The organism is Brevibacterium sp. CT2-23B, from assembly GCF_013168765.1.
Classification (GTDB): domain Bacteria; phylum Actinomycetota; class Actinomycetes; order Actinomycetales; family Brevibacteriaceae; genus Brevibacterium; species Brevibacterium sediminis.
This window is the reverse complement of record NZ_JABBYK010000003.1, coordinates 61753-75301: the sequence shown is the minus strand read 5'-3', so window position 1 is coordinate 75301 and position 13549 is coordinate 61753. Positions and strand designations below refer to the sequence as shown.

The window sequence follows — 13549 nt, the reverse complement described above, 5'->3', positions numbered from 1 at the left end:
CGGCTTCGGTTAGTCACGTTCTTCGGTTAGGTTCTGGATTCGGTTCAGCGCTGGCTTCGGCTGGTCACCCGACAGAGGTCGTTGGCTAGACTGTCTCCGTGCGCATCTCCGTCCTCTCCCTACACACCTCGCCCGTCGCCCAACCCGGCCAGGGCGACGCCGGAGGAATGAACGTCTACGTCGACCGATCCGTGCGCGCGCTCGCCGCCGCCGGACACCGCGTCGACGTGTTCACCGCCGACCCCGGCGGACTCGACGGCACGGGAGGCAGTGCAGAAGTCGCTGTCGACGGAGCCGGCGCTGGTCGGGGACGCGGCGCGGGCCCCTCAGAGGGTCAGAGTGCGAGGCTGGAGATCACCGAATCCATCACCCTCCACCACCTGCCGGTCGGCGCCGCGACGAAGGACGAACTCGCCGACGCGATCGACGAACTCGCCGACCTGCTCAATGCCCACCCCGACTTCCGCTCCGCCGATCTCATCTGGAGCCACTATTGGATCTCCGCCGAGGCGGCCCTGCGCGCCCGTGACAACGCCGCCGAGTCCGGAGACAGCGGCACCGAGTCCGGAGACAGCGGTGCCGACGCCGTTGTCGGGGTCGGGCAGGACCGTGCGGCGCAGGCTCCGATCGCGGTGAGCATGCACACGATCGGGGCCGTGAAGAACCGCGATTCCGACACCAGCCACGAACGACCCCAACGACTCGAAGCCGAAGAGCGCATCGCCGCCGAGGCCGATCTGCTCGTCGCCGCCACCCCCGCCGAACGTCGCGATCTCGTGTCGGAGCTCCACGCCGACCCCGACTCGGTCGTCGTCGCCCGACCGGGTGTCGATCACGCGCTCTACGCACCGGACTCACAGTCGGACGCGCGCAAGCGTCTGGGATTCGACTCGGACGAGGCGATCGTCCTCTACGTCGGGCGTATGCAGTTCATCAAAGGCACGGACGTCGCCGTCGACGCCCTGGCCTATCTGCGGGAACGCAACCCGCACCTGGCCTCCCGAACCCGCGGTATCCTCCTCGGAGCCGCCTCGGGGGCAGGCGTCGAAGCAGGCGGGGGAGAGGTCCGACCGTCCTCGACGTATCTGCGGGAGCTGACCGCGGCGATCGCGAGCGAACCCAGCGTCGAGGTCCGCCCGCCCGTTCCCTCCCACATCCTCGTCGACTACTACCGGGCCGCTGACCTGCTCATCGTCCCCTCCCGCAGCGAATCCTTCGGACTCGTGGCCGCCGAAGCGGCCGCCTCCGGTCTGCCCGCGATCGCCTCGGCGGTGGGAGGACTCCCGGAAATCGTCGAACACGGACATTCGGGACTGCTCATCGCCGATCACAACCCGCACCACTGGGCGACGGCGATCGAAACGCTGCTCACTGACACACAGCTGCGAGCCGAACTCGCCGGCCATGCCGTCGACCGTGCCGAACGCTTCGACTGGGGCCACACCGTCGCAGCCGTCCTCGACGCTGTGCCGGACATCTCCGGCATATCTGCGCGGCGCTCGGAAGCGCTGGGAGCGTGCTGAACGACTAGAGTCGGCGGTGAGCACGAGAGCCGAGCGAAAGGCGTGAGAGCATGAGCACCGACACCGAGGCGATCCTGTCCGGAGTGCGCACCTGGGCCGAGAGCAACGACGTTCCTGTCGATTCGATCGAGGATGCCGAGATCGTCGTCACCCTGCCGGGGGAGAAGAAGCTCAAGACGAACGTGGCGATCAGCGTCTTCGCTCGCACCGCCCATCTGCAGGCGTTCGTCATCCGTCATCCAGACGAGAACTCGGCCGCATTCAATCGGTGGCTGCTGCAGAAGAACCTCAAACCCGGGCCGGTGGCGTTTGCGATCGACGGCCTCGGCGATGTCTATCTGCGGGCGAGCGTGCCCCGAGAGCATCTGCTCGATGACCTCGACGGACTTCTCGGGGCGATGCTCGCCACGGCGGACTCCTCATTCAACGAACTCCTCCAGATCGGGTTCCTCACCGGAATGAAGAAAGAGTGGGCCTGGAGGGTCGGCCGGGGCGAGTCGACGCGCAACCTCGCGGCCTTCGAGAAGGTGCTCAGCGGGGATGACAACGAATTCCTCGGCACCTTCGGTGACGCCGATTCCGAACCCCCGGCGGTGTCGGCGGTGTCGGCCGATCGTGCGAGTGAGGGCTCGCGCTCGTGAGTGCGGCCGCCTCCAAGCCGGTGAGCGTCGACGAATACATCGCCTCATTCGACGACGAGCGACACCGAGCTTTCCTCACCCGGCTGCGCGAGCTCAGTCGTGCCGCTGCACCGCGAGCCGAGGAGAGCCTCAAATGGGGCAGCCCCGCCTATGCCCTCGGCTCGATCCTGTTCGTGTTCGCCGGGTACAAGAAGCACGCGAACGTCGTCTTCACTCCCAGCACGAAAGACGTCTTCGCCGACCGTCTGCAGGACTTCGACACTGGTAAGGGCTCGATCAGACTGCCCTATGACGGCGAGATTCCGACCGAGCTGCTGACCGAGATGATCGCCCACCGGATCCGCGAATTCGAGGTCGATGGAGTGAAGTGGATGTGATGGCGCGCCGGTCTCAGTCGAGGGGCAGCTTCATTCCCTCGTGGCTGGCGACATAGCCGAGCCGATCGTAGAAACGCTGAGCACCGGTGCGCGACTTATCGGTGGTGAGCTGAACGAGTCCGGCGCCGAAGCGACGTCCGCACTCGTGAGCCCATTCGAAGACCGCCGTGCCGAGCCCGATGCCCTGAGCCGAGGGGCCGACTCGCACCGCCTCGATCTGCAGGCGGAGCGTGCCGCGGCGAGACAGGCTGGGCAGCAGACTCAGCTGCAGGGTCCCGACGACGGTCGAACCGTCGCGGGTCTGGCCAGCTGATCGGGACTGCTCGGCTGACTCGGCCTGTTCGGCTGACTCGGCCCGGCCTGGCGTGTCAGCCTGTCCTGCTGCTTCGGTGACGGCGACGAGGAGCTGATTGGGATCGGCGTCGATGAGCGCGAACGCACGAGCATAGGGGGCCGCATCCTCGGCGTCGGGGATGGCAGATGCAGCGCCGGCTGCGACAGCGCCCGCACGGTCGACCACTTCGACCTCGGCCTCACGGGCGGCCCCGAGCACGTCGTCACGCAGGAGCGCAACAATGGCCGACACATCGGCCTCGGTCGCGCGGCGGATGACGAACGTCCGGCCCGCCAGGTCCAGGGTCTGAGGGGAGAACCCGTCGAAGCCTCGGCCCGAATCGCTCTGACCTGATTCGCCCTGACCCGATTCGCCCTCGCCCGGGGCTGCCTCGGTGGTCATCAGCCCGCGATCCCAGCGGAGGGCGCTCTGGCAGCGGCCGGCTCACGGCCCGCCGCATCGACCGGCGGCTTGCCGTAGGGACGACGAGCGAAGAGCGAGGCCAACACGGCGCCGGAGACGTTGTGCCACACGCTGAAGACGGCTCCGGGCAGCGCTGCCAGCGGTGAGAAGTACGTGGTGGCCAGGGTCGATGCCAGACCGGAGTTCTGGAGTCCGACCTCGAACGACAGCGCGCGACGGGTCGGGGTGTCGAGACGGCAGGCCGCGGCCACACCGTAGCCGACACCGAGCCCGAGCAGATTGTGCGTGACGACGGCCAGCAGAACGAGCACACCGGCAGTGGCGATCGAACCCGCGGATCCGGCCACGACGATCGAGACGATATAGGCGATGGCGATCGAGGCCAGCCACGGAAGCACCGGCGAGATCTTGTCGACGAACTTCGACGCGAACACGCGGACGAGGACGCCGACGATGACCGGCACGAGCACGGTCTGGCAGATCGAGACGAACATCGACCAGAACGGCACGTCCATATACGAACCGGCCAGCCACAGAGTCAGCAGCGGGGTGAGCACCGGAGCGAGCAGCGTCGACAGGGTCGTGATCGACACCGACAGTGCTGTGTCGCCCTTGGCCAGATAGGTGACGACATTCGACGCAGTGCCGCCGGGCGCGCAGCCGACGAGGATGACGCCGACGGCGATCTCGGTCGGAAGCGAGTACACGGTCACGACGAGGAGGCCGAGCAGCGGCATCGCCACGAACTGAGTGACGACTCCGAGCACCGCAATCCACGGCCGCTTCGCGATGCGGGCGAAGTCGGGCAGCGTCAGGGTCAGGCCCATGAAGAACATGACCACGCCGAGCGCCCAGGTGATCGACGGCGCCAGGGGAGTGAAGGCATTGGGCAGCAGGAACCCGAGCACTCCCGCAATGACGACGAGGACCGGCAGAGCCGTGACGGCGATGATCGAACTGCGATCGGCAGCGGGAGCGGCTGTGCCTCCGGAAGCCTGATGTGCTGGCGTTTGTGACATGGGTCCAGGCTACTCCGCCGATTTTGCCATTCGAGACACACGCCCAGAAATTGAGACCCGATCGGCGAGGTGGATCGGCGGGCGGGGAGGAGCGGCGGGGGAAGAGAAGTGGGGGAGGAGCGGCGGGGCGTTGGCGGGCCACCGCCGGAGAAGACCGGCGGTGATGACGGTCGTCGGCGACCGAGACTGAACGGTCGTGTCAAAATGGAGCCATGACGTATAACCTCATCCTGCTGCGCCACGGCGAAAGCGAATGGAACCAGAAGAATCTGTTCACCGGATGGGTCGACGTGACCCTCACCGACAAAGGCCGTGCCGAAGGCAAGCGCGCCGGCGAGCTGCTGCGCGAGAAAGACCTCATCCCCGATGTCGTTTACACCTCGCGGCTCAAGCGTGCGATTCTGACTGCGAACATCGCACTCGAGGCAGCGGATCTGTCCTGGCTCGACGTCCACCGCAGCTGGCGCCTCAACGAACGCCACTACGGCGCACTGCAGGGCAAGAACAAGAAGGAGATCCGCGACGAGTTCGGCGAAGAGCAGTTCATGACCTGGCGCCGCTCCTTCGATACTCCGCCGCCGGCCCTGGCCGACAGCTCGGAATTCTCTCAGGCCGGTGAAGCCCGCTACGCCAACCTCGGCGATGCGCTGCCCCGCACCGAATGCCTCGCCGACGTCATAGATCGCCTGCTGCCCTACTGGTACGACACCCTCGTGCCCGAACTCACTGTCGGCAAGACCGTGCTCGTGGCCGCCCACGGCAACTCGCTGCGTGCGCTGGTCAAGCACCTCGATGGGATTTCCGATGCCGATATCACCGGGCTGAATATCCCCACCGGCATTCCGCTGCACTACGAGCTCACCGAGGACTTCACCCCGGTCACCCCCGGCGGAACCTACCTCGATGCCGAAGCGGCAGCGGCCGCCATCGGCCAGGTCGCCATCCAGGGGCGCTGACCCCCGGCCCCACCGCAGACGGGGCGGGATCCGTTCGGGCTCGGGCGCCGAGACGACACTCGGACGCCGAACCCCGGCCCCACTCATGCACCGATCGAGTCGGTCTTCCCGGCGATCGCCTTCATCTCTTCGAGCAGAAAGGCGATCGCGGGGGAGGCCGACATCGATTTCCGCCACACCAGTGAGATCGTGCGGGCAATGCTCGGATCATCGAGCGGCACCGCCACGACATCGGCCGGCAGGTGCGGCCTACCCAACCGCGGCACGAGCGCCAACGCCCCGACAGCTCGGACGAATTCGATCTGCGTGTCGTACTCGATGGCCCAGTAGTCGATCTGCGGCTTGCTGCCGAGCTCCTCGAACAGCGCCGTCAGCCATCGATGGCACACGGCATTGCGCGGCGCCGATACGAACATCTCGCCGAGCAGATCGCTGCGGGTCACCTCGGTGCAGGCGGCCAGATGATGATCCCGATGCATGACGATATCGGCCCGATCCACGGTGATCGTCTCCGAGATCAGCGTCGCGGGCAGGTGCAGCGAGGACGAATCCCAGCCGAAGACGAGCGAGGCATCGATCCTGCCGGCGGTGACCATCTCGATGAGCTCGTCCGGCTCCTCCTCGAAGTTCGACACCGTCAGCTCCGGCGCCGAGGCGGCCAATCGCGGCAGCGCGGGTACGAGCAGTCCGCGGATCCCCGTCGAGAACCCGCCGACCGTGATCCGTCCCCGCGGCTCACCCGACTGCGCTCGGGCCGCGGTTTCCAGACTCTCCAGCTCCTCCAGCAGCCCGGCTCCGCGTCGGCTGAGCTCCCGGCCCACCGGTGTCAGCGCAATGCCGCGGCCCGTCCGCTCAGTCACCGGTGCACCGAGATAGCGCGAGAGCTTCTGCAGCTGATGGCTCACCGCCGCCGGCGTGTATCCCAGAGACTCGGCCGTGGCCGTGACCGAACCGAGCGAATCGAGGGCGACGAGGGTGCGCAGGGCAACGGTATCGATCATCAAATTATCTTAATGAAACAGTGGACGGACTTTCAATAGAAGTTTGACGACGGGGCTGGAATGCTGGAGTTATGCGCTCGGTCCACTACATGCTCGCCCTCCTCGTCGTCGTTCTCTGGGGAGTCAACTTCATCTTCATCGACCTCGGTCTGCGCGACTGGCCGCCGCTGCTCCTCGTCGCCGCCCGATTCACCTTCGTCGTGGTGCCCGCGATCTTCTTCGTCCGCTTCCCCCGTGGCTCCTTCGGCCGCATACTCCTCATCGGCACCTTCATGTCGGCCGGCCAGTTCGGCCTTCTCTACACCTCCATGGCGCTCGGCCTGCCCGCCGGCCTGACCTCGATCGTCATCCAGATCCAAGCCGCGTTCACCGTCATCGTCGCGGCCCTCGTGCTGCACGAGATCCCGAGTCGCCGCCAGATCATCGGCATCCTCATCGGCCTCGTCGGCCTGGCCGTCATCGGTCTGAGCCTGCAGGCGAACGTGCCGATCGTCGCCTTCCTCGTCGCGGTCGGCGCCGCCCTGTCCTGGGCGACGGGCAACGTCATCGCGCGCGGCGTGAAACCCGGCACGAACGGAGTGCAGATGACGGTGTGGTCGGCTCTCGTCGTACCGATTCCGATGGTCGCACTGTCGATGCTCATCGACGGTCCCGCCGAGGTGGCCCATGCACTGACGCACCCGACCTGGGGTGTCGTGGCCTCGGTCGTCTACACCGCCGGACTGGCGTCGCTGGTCGGCTATGTCATCTGGAACTCGCTGCTCGCTCGCTTCCCGGCCTCGCAGGTCGCGCCGTTCTCCCTGCTCGTCCCGCCGGTCGGAGTTCTCTCCGCCTGGATCGTGCTCGGAGACCGCCCGAGCATCGCCGAACTCATCGGCGGAGTTCTGCTGCTCCTCGGTGTCGCCGTGACGACGGGAGTGCTCAAGAATCTGGCCCGCGGTATCAAGAACGGGCCCAGACGTCGCCGAAAGATCGTCGTCAGACAGGCGCCGGAAGAGGTCTCGGCCTCCAGCTGAGGCTTCGGTCGCGTCAGTGAACCGCTGGCGCAGAATGCGCGAAGCGCCCCGACAGTGTCGGGGCGCTTCGCTCGATTCGTGCTTCGTCGAGCCGGGTTCCTACTTCTTCGACAGGTAGGGTTCCCAGTTTCCGGTGAGCAGGTACTCGACCTTCTGCGACACGGACACTGCGTGATCACCGAAGCGCTCGTAGTAGCGCGAGAGCAGGGTGACATCGGCGATATGACGGGGAGCCAGCGAGCCGGCCGGAGCTTCGCCGAGCTTCCCGAACACGCTCAGGTGAAGCTCGTCGAGCTCCTCGTCGATGGCGTTGATCGTGGGCACATCGGACAGGCCGGGATTCGAGAGCAGGCTCTGCGTCGCCTCGGCGATCCTCTCACCGGACTCGCCCATCCGCGCGAACGTCGATTCGAAGCCCTCGGGGATTGCGGACTCGGGATAGCGGATGCGCACCTGCTGGGCGATGTGACGGGCGAGGTCGCCCATGCGCTCGAGCGATGCCGACATCCGCAGCGAACCGATGACGGCACGCAGATCTGCGGCCACCGGAGCTTGCAGGGCGAGCATCTCGGCGGCCTGCTGATCGAGGGTGAACTGCATATTGTCGATGACGGAGTCGGCCTCGATGACCTGCTCGGCCAGCTCGAGATCATTCGAATGCAGCGACTGATTGGCCAGGCGGATGGCGTCGAGGACCTTGGTGGACATGCCGACCAGCTGGGTGGCCAGATCGTCCAATTCGTTTCTGAAGACTTCGCGCATGAACTGCGGTTCCTTAACTCTCGATTGTGACAATCGGAACTGACTGTCGGTGGTGCATGGTGTCATGAGGGGTGCCGGCGCTTCCGATCCGCACCCTCAGCGGGGGAAAGCAGAAGGCAGGAACGGCAGGGAGCGCAGGCACACAGACGTCAGCATCGCACGATCGAGTGAACGACTCCAGACGGGAAGGTGAATTCCTCGGCAAATACTTCCAGCAGAAGTGAATTCGGTGCGCCGGGACGATGGACAGCGCCTAAGCTTGAGGCTGTGGATCTCTTAGTAGTGGCGGTCCTGACCGGCGTCGTCGGCCTGGGCCTGGGTATAGCGGGAATTCTTGCGTTCCGATTCAGTGAACGCTCCCGCGATGCTGCCGATCTGCATTCCGAGGATGACCTGCCCGAAGGCATCGCCGAGGTGCTGGCCGTCCTGCCCTCTGCCGCGATCGTCATCGACGCCGGTGACGACGTCGTCAAGGCGTCGCCGGCCGCATACACGTTCGGCCTGGTCAGGGGGCATTCGCTGGCATCGCCCGAGATGCTGCGGGTCGTCGGCCGCGTCCGCGCGCGCGGTCTCATCGAAGAGATCGACCTCGAGCAGACACGGGAGAACTCCGACTCCGTGATCCGCTACCTCCACGCCCGCGTCGCTCCCTTGGGCACCTCCTTCGTCCTCGTCCTCTGCGACGATCAGACCGAATCCAAGCGCGTCGACGCCGTCCGCCGTGACTTCGTCGCCAACGTCTCCCACGAGCTCAAGACGCCGATCGGTGCGATGGCACTGCTCGCCGAGGCGGTCACCGACTTCGCCGACGATCCGGCCGCTGTCGAACGCTTCGGCGGGCGGATGCAGCGGGAGTCGAAGAGGCTGACCCAGCTCGTGCAGGAGATCATCGACCTCTCCCGCGTCCAGGACCACGCCGCTCCCGCGACGACCGAGAAGATCTCCGTCGCCGAGGTGGTCGACGATGCCGCTGACCGTGCCCGGACAGGGGCGGAAGGCAAGAACATCCACATCGAGGTCTCCCCGCCGACCGATCTGCTCATCGAAGGCAATTACGAACTGCTCGTCAACGCGGTGCGCAACCTCATCGACAATGCCGTGAACTATTCGCCGGAGGGCACCCGCGTCGGCGTCGGAGTCGACCTCGTCGACGAGCGCATCGAGATCGCCGTGACCGATCAGGGCATCGGCATGACCGCCCAGGACACCGAGCGCGTCTTCGAACGCTTCTACCGAGTGGACCCGGCACGCTCCCGGATCACCGGCGGCACCGGACTGGGGCTGAGCATCGTCAAGCACATCGTCGCCACCCACGGCGGTGAGGTGCGTGTGTGGAGTCAGCTGAACAAGGGCTCGACGTTCACGATCGTGCTCCCGTTGGCCGGAACTGCAACCGAAGCCTCCGCTGCCGATTCGGCCCCAGCCGGTGTACTCATCGAACATTCCGCGGATTCGACCGGGACCGCCTCGGCGGATGATGACGAACCGACCGGAGCCGCCTCGGCGACAGAGGGCGAGTCCACGGGGATCGCCTCGGCGGATGACGACGGGCACGGAACCGCCGCGTCCGGCGCGGACGACCCGGCCGGCGACAACGACGCGCCCTCCGGTGATAATGGAGACGGCGGGGCGACCGCCGACCCACCCAAGGAACTGACCGAAGAAAGCGAACAAAGGAAGCTCACAACGTGACTCGTATTCTGCTTGTCGAGGACGAAGATTCGTTCTCGGACCCGCTGTCGTACCTGCTCGGTAAGGAAGGGTACGAGGTGACGGTCGCCGATGACGGGCTCAAGGCTCTGGCGGAGTTCGACCGCACCGGCGCCGATCTGGTCCTGCTCGATCTCATGCTGCCCGGTGCTTCCGGCACCGAGGTGTGCCGCGAGCTGCGGGCGAAGTCCAATGTGCCGATCATCATGCTCACGGCCAAGGATTCGGAGATCGACAAGGTCGTGGGACTCGAGCTCGGCGCCGATGACTATGTGACGAAGCCGTACTCCTCACGGGAGCTGCTGGCTCGCGTGCGAGCCGTGCTGCGCCGCAATGTCGAGACCGAGGAGTTCGAGGACGAGTCCGTGCTCGAGGCCGGGGGAGTGCGCATCGACGTCGAACGCCACGTCGTGTCCGTGCGTGGTGAAGAACAGTCCATGCCGCTCAAGGAGTTCGAGCTGCTCGAGATCCTCGTGCGCAACTCCGGCCGAGTGATGACCCGCGGTCAGCTCATCGACCGGATCTGGGGCGAGGACTACGTGGGCGATACGAAGACGCTCGACGTCCACGTCAAGCGACTGCGTGCGAAGATCGAGGAGAACCCGTCGGAGCCGCGTCTGCTCACCACGGTGCGCGGGCTCGGGTACAAGTTCGAAGCCTGAGGGCGTCGATCGGCGAAGCCGGGTTGGTGAGGCCGGGTTGGTGAGGTCGGGATCACTGGCCGGACGTGAATGCAGAAGGAGCCGCTCACATCTGTGAGCGGCTCCTTCTGTGCTCTCGCGCGGGACGGGTCCCGGTGCTCGAGGAAGGCGGATCAGCCGTTGGCTGTCGCGGTTCCCTCCGCGGAACCGGCATCCTCGGTCGGCATGTCCGACGGGGACTCGGACGGCGATTCCGACGGCACGTACTCGTTGTAATACGGCAGGGTGTCGGTGAGGAGCTGAGTTTCGATGACCTTCTCTTCGCCGCCGTTCTTGACGGTGATGTCGACGAGGTCGCCGGGCTTCGCCTTGAGGCTGTCGACGGTGACGACTTCCTTGGACGAGGTCTCGGGACTCTTCGGGTCCTGGACGAAGGTGTCGCCGGCCTTGATCGATTCGCTCACCGTGGTGTCGGCAACCTCGATGGACACCTTGGCGGTGGAGTCACCCTTGTTGATGAGGGTGAAGAACAGCTGCGCCGGACCGGAGCTTTCCTGATCCGTGATGAGCATGAGCCCACGGACCTCGACGTCGCCGACGGCTCCCGAGGCTCCATCGCCGCCGTTGTAGTGGTATTCGGCGGTCTGATGGGGAGACAGCAGGCTTGCACATCCGCTGACGGGGATAACGAGAGCGAGTGCGGCAACGGCGAGAGCCGCGCGGTTGTGCCGTTTCATTATGCTCCTTGAAGTGGCAATACAAGATCAGTCTGTATACTACCCGGTTTTTGACCCGCTGTAGAACCGGGTGGTCGGAGTGGTCGAGGTTCTGCGACGCTCGGGCGCGTCGCGGTTGAAGTTTCGGTGAAGAGGCAGCGAAGTTCGGTCTGCATCGTGGTTGGTCGAGGATCTCGGCCAAGCTTCTCGGCAATGCGCCCTCTCCCGATGTACTCGCTGGCAGAGGCGGCAGCCGGGCTCATCGCGGTGCGCGGCAGAGGCGGAGCCTAGCATGAAGATTCGCTACCCTGAACGATTTCTGTGGCGAGCCTCATGGTAAACTGGTATTCCGCGAAAGGGGTTTGAAGAGAATATGAGTTTCCAGGTCGGCGACACTGTTGTCTATCCACATCACGGTGCAGCGACAATCCAAGAAATCAAGAAACGTGCCATCAAAGGTGAGGAGAAGCTGTATCTCAAGCTCCAGGTCGCCCATGGCGATCTCGTGATCGAAGTTCCGGCAGAGAACTGCGATCTGGTCGGTGTGCGAGATGTCGTCGGTGAAGAAGGCGTTGAAAAGGTCTTCAACGTCCTGCGTGCCGAATTCGTCGAAGAGCCCGCGAACTGGTCCCGTCGATACAAGGCCAATGTCGAGAAGCTGCAGTCCGGTGACGTCATCAAGGTAGCCGAGGTCGTCCGTGACCTCTGGCGCCGAGAGCAGGACCGTGGCCTGTCGACCGGCGAGAAGCGCATGCTCTCGAAGGCCCGCCAGATCCTCGTCTCCGAACTCGCACTGGCCGAGAAGAAGGAAGAGTCCGAAGCAGAAGCTCTGCTGGACGAAGTGCTCGCATCCTGAGCACCTGTGTCATCGTCCCGGCCGCAGGGTCGGGATCCCGTCTGGGCTGCGGCGAGCCGAAGGCCTTCGTCCGTGTGAACGGTCGGACCCTTCTGGCCCGCAGCCTCGAGACGATCATCTCCTCGGGAGTCGCCTCCACAATCGTGGTGGCTGCTCCCGAGGAGTTTCTTTTGCGGGCGCAAGAAGAAATCGCCGAAGTGGCCACGCGGATGAAATGCGAAATTTCAATTACAGCCGTAGCAGGTGGCGGTGATCGAAATTCTTCGGTGCAAACAGCCTTGAAACTTAACCGAGATGCGGAATACGTTCTCATCCATGATGCGGCGAGGTGTCTGACCCCGCCCGATGTGTTCACCCGAGTGGTCGCCGCGCTGCAATCCGGCGCCGAGGCGGTCGTTCCGGTTCTGCCGATGATCGACACCGTGCGGAGGGTCGTTTCGCACGAGACCGTCGGTGCGGATCCGAGCTCAGGTGCAGGCACGGGTGCGGAGCGCGCTTCCAATGGGATTGTTTGGTCGATCCACGGCGATTCTGGCGCTGAAACCACCGCGGATCGACCAGACAATCCGGATCATGCCGTCGCTGTGGGCGCCGGCGGGCGTGCAGTGGTGCGGGGCGATCTTGACCGGGCCGAGCTGCGACGGGTCCAGACGCCTCAGGGGTTCCGCGCCGAGGTGCTCAGGCGGGCCCATGACGAGTTTGCTGCCGACTGGGTCGGCGCGTCAGAAAGGGCTGGCTTGGCCGATGGCACTGTCACGACCGATGACGCTTGCCCAACCGACGGCGCGGGCTCGACTGCAGAGGCAGTTCCGACGGCCGGGGAAGGCCGGCAGGGCAGAGTGCTGCCGACGGACGATGCGGGGCTCGTCGAACGCCTCGGCGTTGAGGTTGTCGCCGTCGACGGTGACGAAGAGGCGCTGAAGATCACCTATCCGCTCGACCTCGTCCTCGCGGAACAGCTCGCCCGAATGCGCGACCGAGCTGAAGTCCACAGAGCAGATGCGTTGGATGCGGCGAAGGAGCCACGATGAATCAGATCATTCCACGCATCGGCACCGGCGTCGATGTCCATGCCTTCGCCGCCGATCCCGCGCGCGAGTTGTGGATTGCGGGACTGCTGTGGCCGGGCGAACGAGGACTCGAAGGACACTCGGACTCCGATGTGGCCGCCCACGCCTGCTGCGACGCGCTGTTCTCCGCCGCGGGGCTCGGCGACCTCGGTGAGCACTTCGGGGTCGACCGTCCGGAATTCGCCGGTGCCTCGGGTTCGGTGCTGCTCGCCGAGGCGGCCCGCATCGTGCGCGCGGCGGGTTTCGAGATCGGAAACATCTCCGTCCAGGTGATCGGCAATCGACCGAAGATCGGCACGCGCCGTGCAGAGGCCCAACAGGTGCTGTCGGCTGCTGCCGGCGCACCCGTGTCGGTCTCGGGCACCACCTCTGACGGACTCGGACTGACCGGGCGAGGCGAAGGAATCGCCGCCATCGCCACCGCCTTGATTCATCCGAACTGATTCAACAGCTCTGAACCACCAGTATCGAGTCAGACGCACTTCTCTGTTCGAACCGAGCCAG

Annotated in this window: 15 protein-coding genes; 10 read left to right on the top strand and 5 right to left on the bottom strand. The window is 65.4% G+C overall.

Features of this window, described 5'->3' with window-relative positions; translation table 11 throughout:
• The first annotated feature begins 98 nt into the window (after nucleotides 1-98).
• From HIM68_RS08965 to HIM68_RS08955, 3 genes are read left to right on the top strand one after another with little or no spacing between them, the layout of a single operon-like run.
• Nucleotides 99-1523: a glycosyltransferase gene (locus HIM68_RS08965; protein WP_172171525.1), complete on the top strand. Its 1425-nt coding sequence runs from the start codon at nucleotides 99-101 to the stop codon at nucleotides 1521-1523.
• Nucleotides 1524-1573: 50 nt separating this feature from the next.
• Nucleotides 1574-2164: a YbjN domain-containing protein gene (locus HIM68_RS08960; protein ID WP_172171523.1), complete on the top strand. Its 591-nt coding sequence runs from the start codon at nucleotides 1574-1576 to the stop codon at nucleotides 2162-2164.
• Nucleotides 2161-2541, top strand: coding sequence for an iron chaperone (locus HIM68_RS08955; RefSeq protein ID WP_367647485.1), 381 nt, complete (start codon nucleotides 2161-2163; stop codon nucleotides 2539-2541). Before HIM68_RS08960 ends, HIM68_RS08955 begins: the two co-directional genes overlap by 4 nt.
• A gap of 13 nt (nucleotides 2542-2554) precedes the next feature.
• On the opposite strand, the gene HIM68_RS08950 is transcribed toward HIM68_RS08955, so the two are convergent.
• Complete coding sequence (locus HIM68_RS08950; protein WP_172171521.1) at nucleotides 2555-3277, bottom strand: GNAT family N-acetyltransferase; 723 nt, start codon at nucleotides 3275-3277, stop codon at nucleotides 2555-2557.
• Entirely contained in the window at nucleotides 3277-4317 is a 1041-nt protein-coding gene (locus HIM68_RS08945) for a bile acid:sodium symporter family protein (protein ID WP_253903867.1), read from the bottom strand. Before HIM68_RS08945 ends, HIM68_RS08950 begins: the two co-directional genes overlap by 1 nt.
• A gap of 212 nt (nucleotides 4318-4529) precedes the next feature.
• Between HIM68_RS08945 and HIM68_RS08940 the strand changes: the two genes are divergently transcribed.
• Nucleotides 4530-5273, top strand: coding sequence for a phosphoglyceromutase (locus HIM68_RS08940; protein WP_172171519.1), 744 nt, complete (start codon nucleotides 4530-4532; stop codon nucleotides 5271-5273).
• An 83-nt stretch (nucleotides 5274-5356) separates the two neighbouring features.
• On the opposite strand, the gene HIM68_RS08935 is transcribed toward HIM68_RS08940, so the two are convergent.
• Entirely contained in the window at nucleotides 5357-6274 is a 918-nt protein-coding gene (locus HIM68_RS08935; protein WP_139468120.1) for a LysR family transcriptional regulator, read from the bottom strand.
• A 71-nt stretch (nucleotides 6275-6345) separates the two neighbouring features.
• Here HIM68_RS08935 and HIM68_RS08930 point away from each other — a divergent pair, with 71 nt between their 5' ends.
• Nucleotides 6346-7290 carry an EamA family transporter gene (locus HIM68_RS08930; protein ID WP_139909085.1) on the top strand — a complete coding sequence of 315 codons (945 nt, stop codon included), beginning with the start codon at nucleotides 6346-6348 and terminating at the stop codon, nucleotides 7288-7290.
• A 99-nt stretch (nucleotides 7291-7389) separates the two neighbouring features.
• On the opposite strand, the gene phoU is transcribed toward HIM68_RS08930, so the two are convergent.
• Nucleotides 7390-8052, bottom strand: coding sequence for a phosphate signaling complex protein PhoU (phoU, locus tag HIM68_RS08925; RefSeq protein ID WP_139468122.1), 663 nt, complete (start codon nucleotides 8050-8052; stop codon nucleotides 7390-7392).
• Between the two features lie 267 nt (nucleotides 8053-8319).
• Here phoU and HIM68_RS08920 point away from each other — a divergent pair, with 267 nt between their 5' ends.
• The gene (locus HIM68_RS08920) at nucleotides 8320-9744 is read left to right on the top strand and encodes an ATP-binding protein (RefSeq protein WP_172171517.1); all 1425 of its coding nucleotides are present in this window, start codon (nucleotides 8320-8322) and stop codon (nucleotides 9742-9744) included.
• The gene (locus HIM68_RS08915) at nucleotides 9741-10424 is read left to right on the top strand and encodes a response regulator transcription factor (RefSeq protein ID WP_039208435.1); all 684 of its coding nucleotides are present in this window, start codon (nucleotides 9741-9743) and stop codon (nucleotides 10422-10424) included. Before HIM68_RS08920 ends, HIM68_RS08915 begins: the two co-directional genes overlap by 4 nt.
• A gap of 152 nt (nucleotides 10425-10576) precedes the next feature.
• On the opposite strand, the gene HIM68_RS08910 is transcribed toward HIM68_RS08915, so the two are convergent.
• Nucleotides 10577-11140 (bottom strand): hypothetical protein, encoded by a 564-nt coding sequence (locus HIM68_RS08910; RefSeq protein ID WP_139468124.1) that lies wholly within the window; start codon nucleotides 11138-11140, stop codon nucleotides 10577-10579.
• A gap of 352 nt (nucleotides 11141-11492) precedes the next feature.
• Here HIM68_RS08910 and HIM68_RS08905 point away from each other — a divergent pair, with 352 nt between their 5' ends.
• From HIM68_RS08905 to ispF, 3 genes are read left to right on the top strand one after another with little or no spacing between them, the layout of a single operon-like run.
• The gene (locus tag HIM68_RS08905) at nucleotides 11493-11975 is read left to right on the top strand and encodes a CarD family transcriptional regulator (protein ID WP_025779034.1); all 483 of its coding nucleotides are present in this window, start codon (nucleotides 11493-11495) and stop codon (nucleotides 11973-11975) included.
• On the top strand, nucleotides 11969-13006 hold the full coding sequence (locus HIM68_RS18980) for a 2-C-methyl-D-erythritol 4-phosphate cytidylyltransferase (RefSeq protein WP_367647512.1): 1038 nt from the start codon (nucleotides 11969-11971) through the stop codon (nucleotides 13004-13006). The genes HIM68_RS08905 and HIM68_RS18980 overlap by 7 nt, the downstream gene beginning before the upstream one ends.
• Nucleotides 13003-13488 carry a 2-C-methyl-D-erythritol 2,4-cyclodiphosphate synthase gene (gene ispF, locus HIM68_RS08885; RefSeq protein WP_139468125.1) on the top strand — a complete coding sequence of 162 codons (486 nt, stop codon included), beginning with the start codon at nucleotides 13003-13005 and terminating at the stop codon, nucleotides 13486-13488. Before HIM68_RS18980 ends, ispF begins: the two co-directional genes overlap by 4 nt.
• Nucleotides 13489-13549 lie beyond the last annotated feature (61 nt).

Bases quoted from the DNA above. Each gene is read 5' to 3' on its own strand.
- HIM68_RS08960 (WP_172171523.1), top strand. From the start codon at position 1,574: ATGAGCACCGACACCGAGGCGATCCTGTCCGGAGTGCGCACCTGGGCC.
- HIM68_RS08950 (WP_172171521.1), bottom strand. From the start codon at position 3,277: ATGACCACCGAGGCAGCCCCGGGCGAGGGCGAATCGGGTCAGGGCGAA.
- HIM68_RS08945 (WP_253903867.1), bottom strand. From the start codon at position 4,317: ATGTCACAAACGCCAGCACATCAGGCTTCCGGAGGCACAGCCGCTCCC.
- HIM68_RS08940 (WP_172171519.1), top strand. From the start codon at position 4,530: ATGACGTATAACCTCATCCTGCTGCGCCACGGCGAAAGCGAATGGAAC.
- HIM68_RS08935 (WP_139468120.1), bottom strand. From the start codon at position 6,274: ATGATCGATACCGTTGCCCTGCGCACCCTCGTCGCCCTCGATTCGCTC.
- HIM68_RS08930 (WP_139909085.1), top strand. From the start codon at position 6,346: ATGCGCTCGGTCCACTACATGCTCGCCCTCCTCGTCGTCGTTCTCTGG.
- phoU (WP_139468122.1), bottom strand. From the start codon at position 8,052: ATGCGCGAAGTCTTCAGAAACGAATTGGACGATCTGGCCACCCAGCTG.
- HIM68_RS08910 (WP_139468124.1), bottom strand. From the start codon at position 11,140: ATGAAACGGCACAACCGCGCGGCTCTCGCCGTTGCCGCACTCGCTCTC.
- HIM68_RS08905 (WP_025779034.1), top strand. From the start codon at position 11,493: ATGAGTTTCCAGGTCGGCGACACTGTTGTCTATCCACATCACGGTGCA.
- ispF (WP_139468125.1), top strand. From the start codon at position 13,003: ATGAATCAGATCATTCCACGCATCGGCACCGGCGTCGATGTCCATGCC.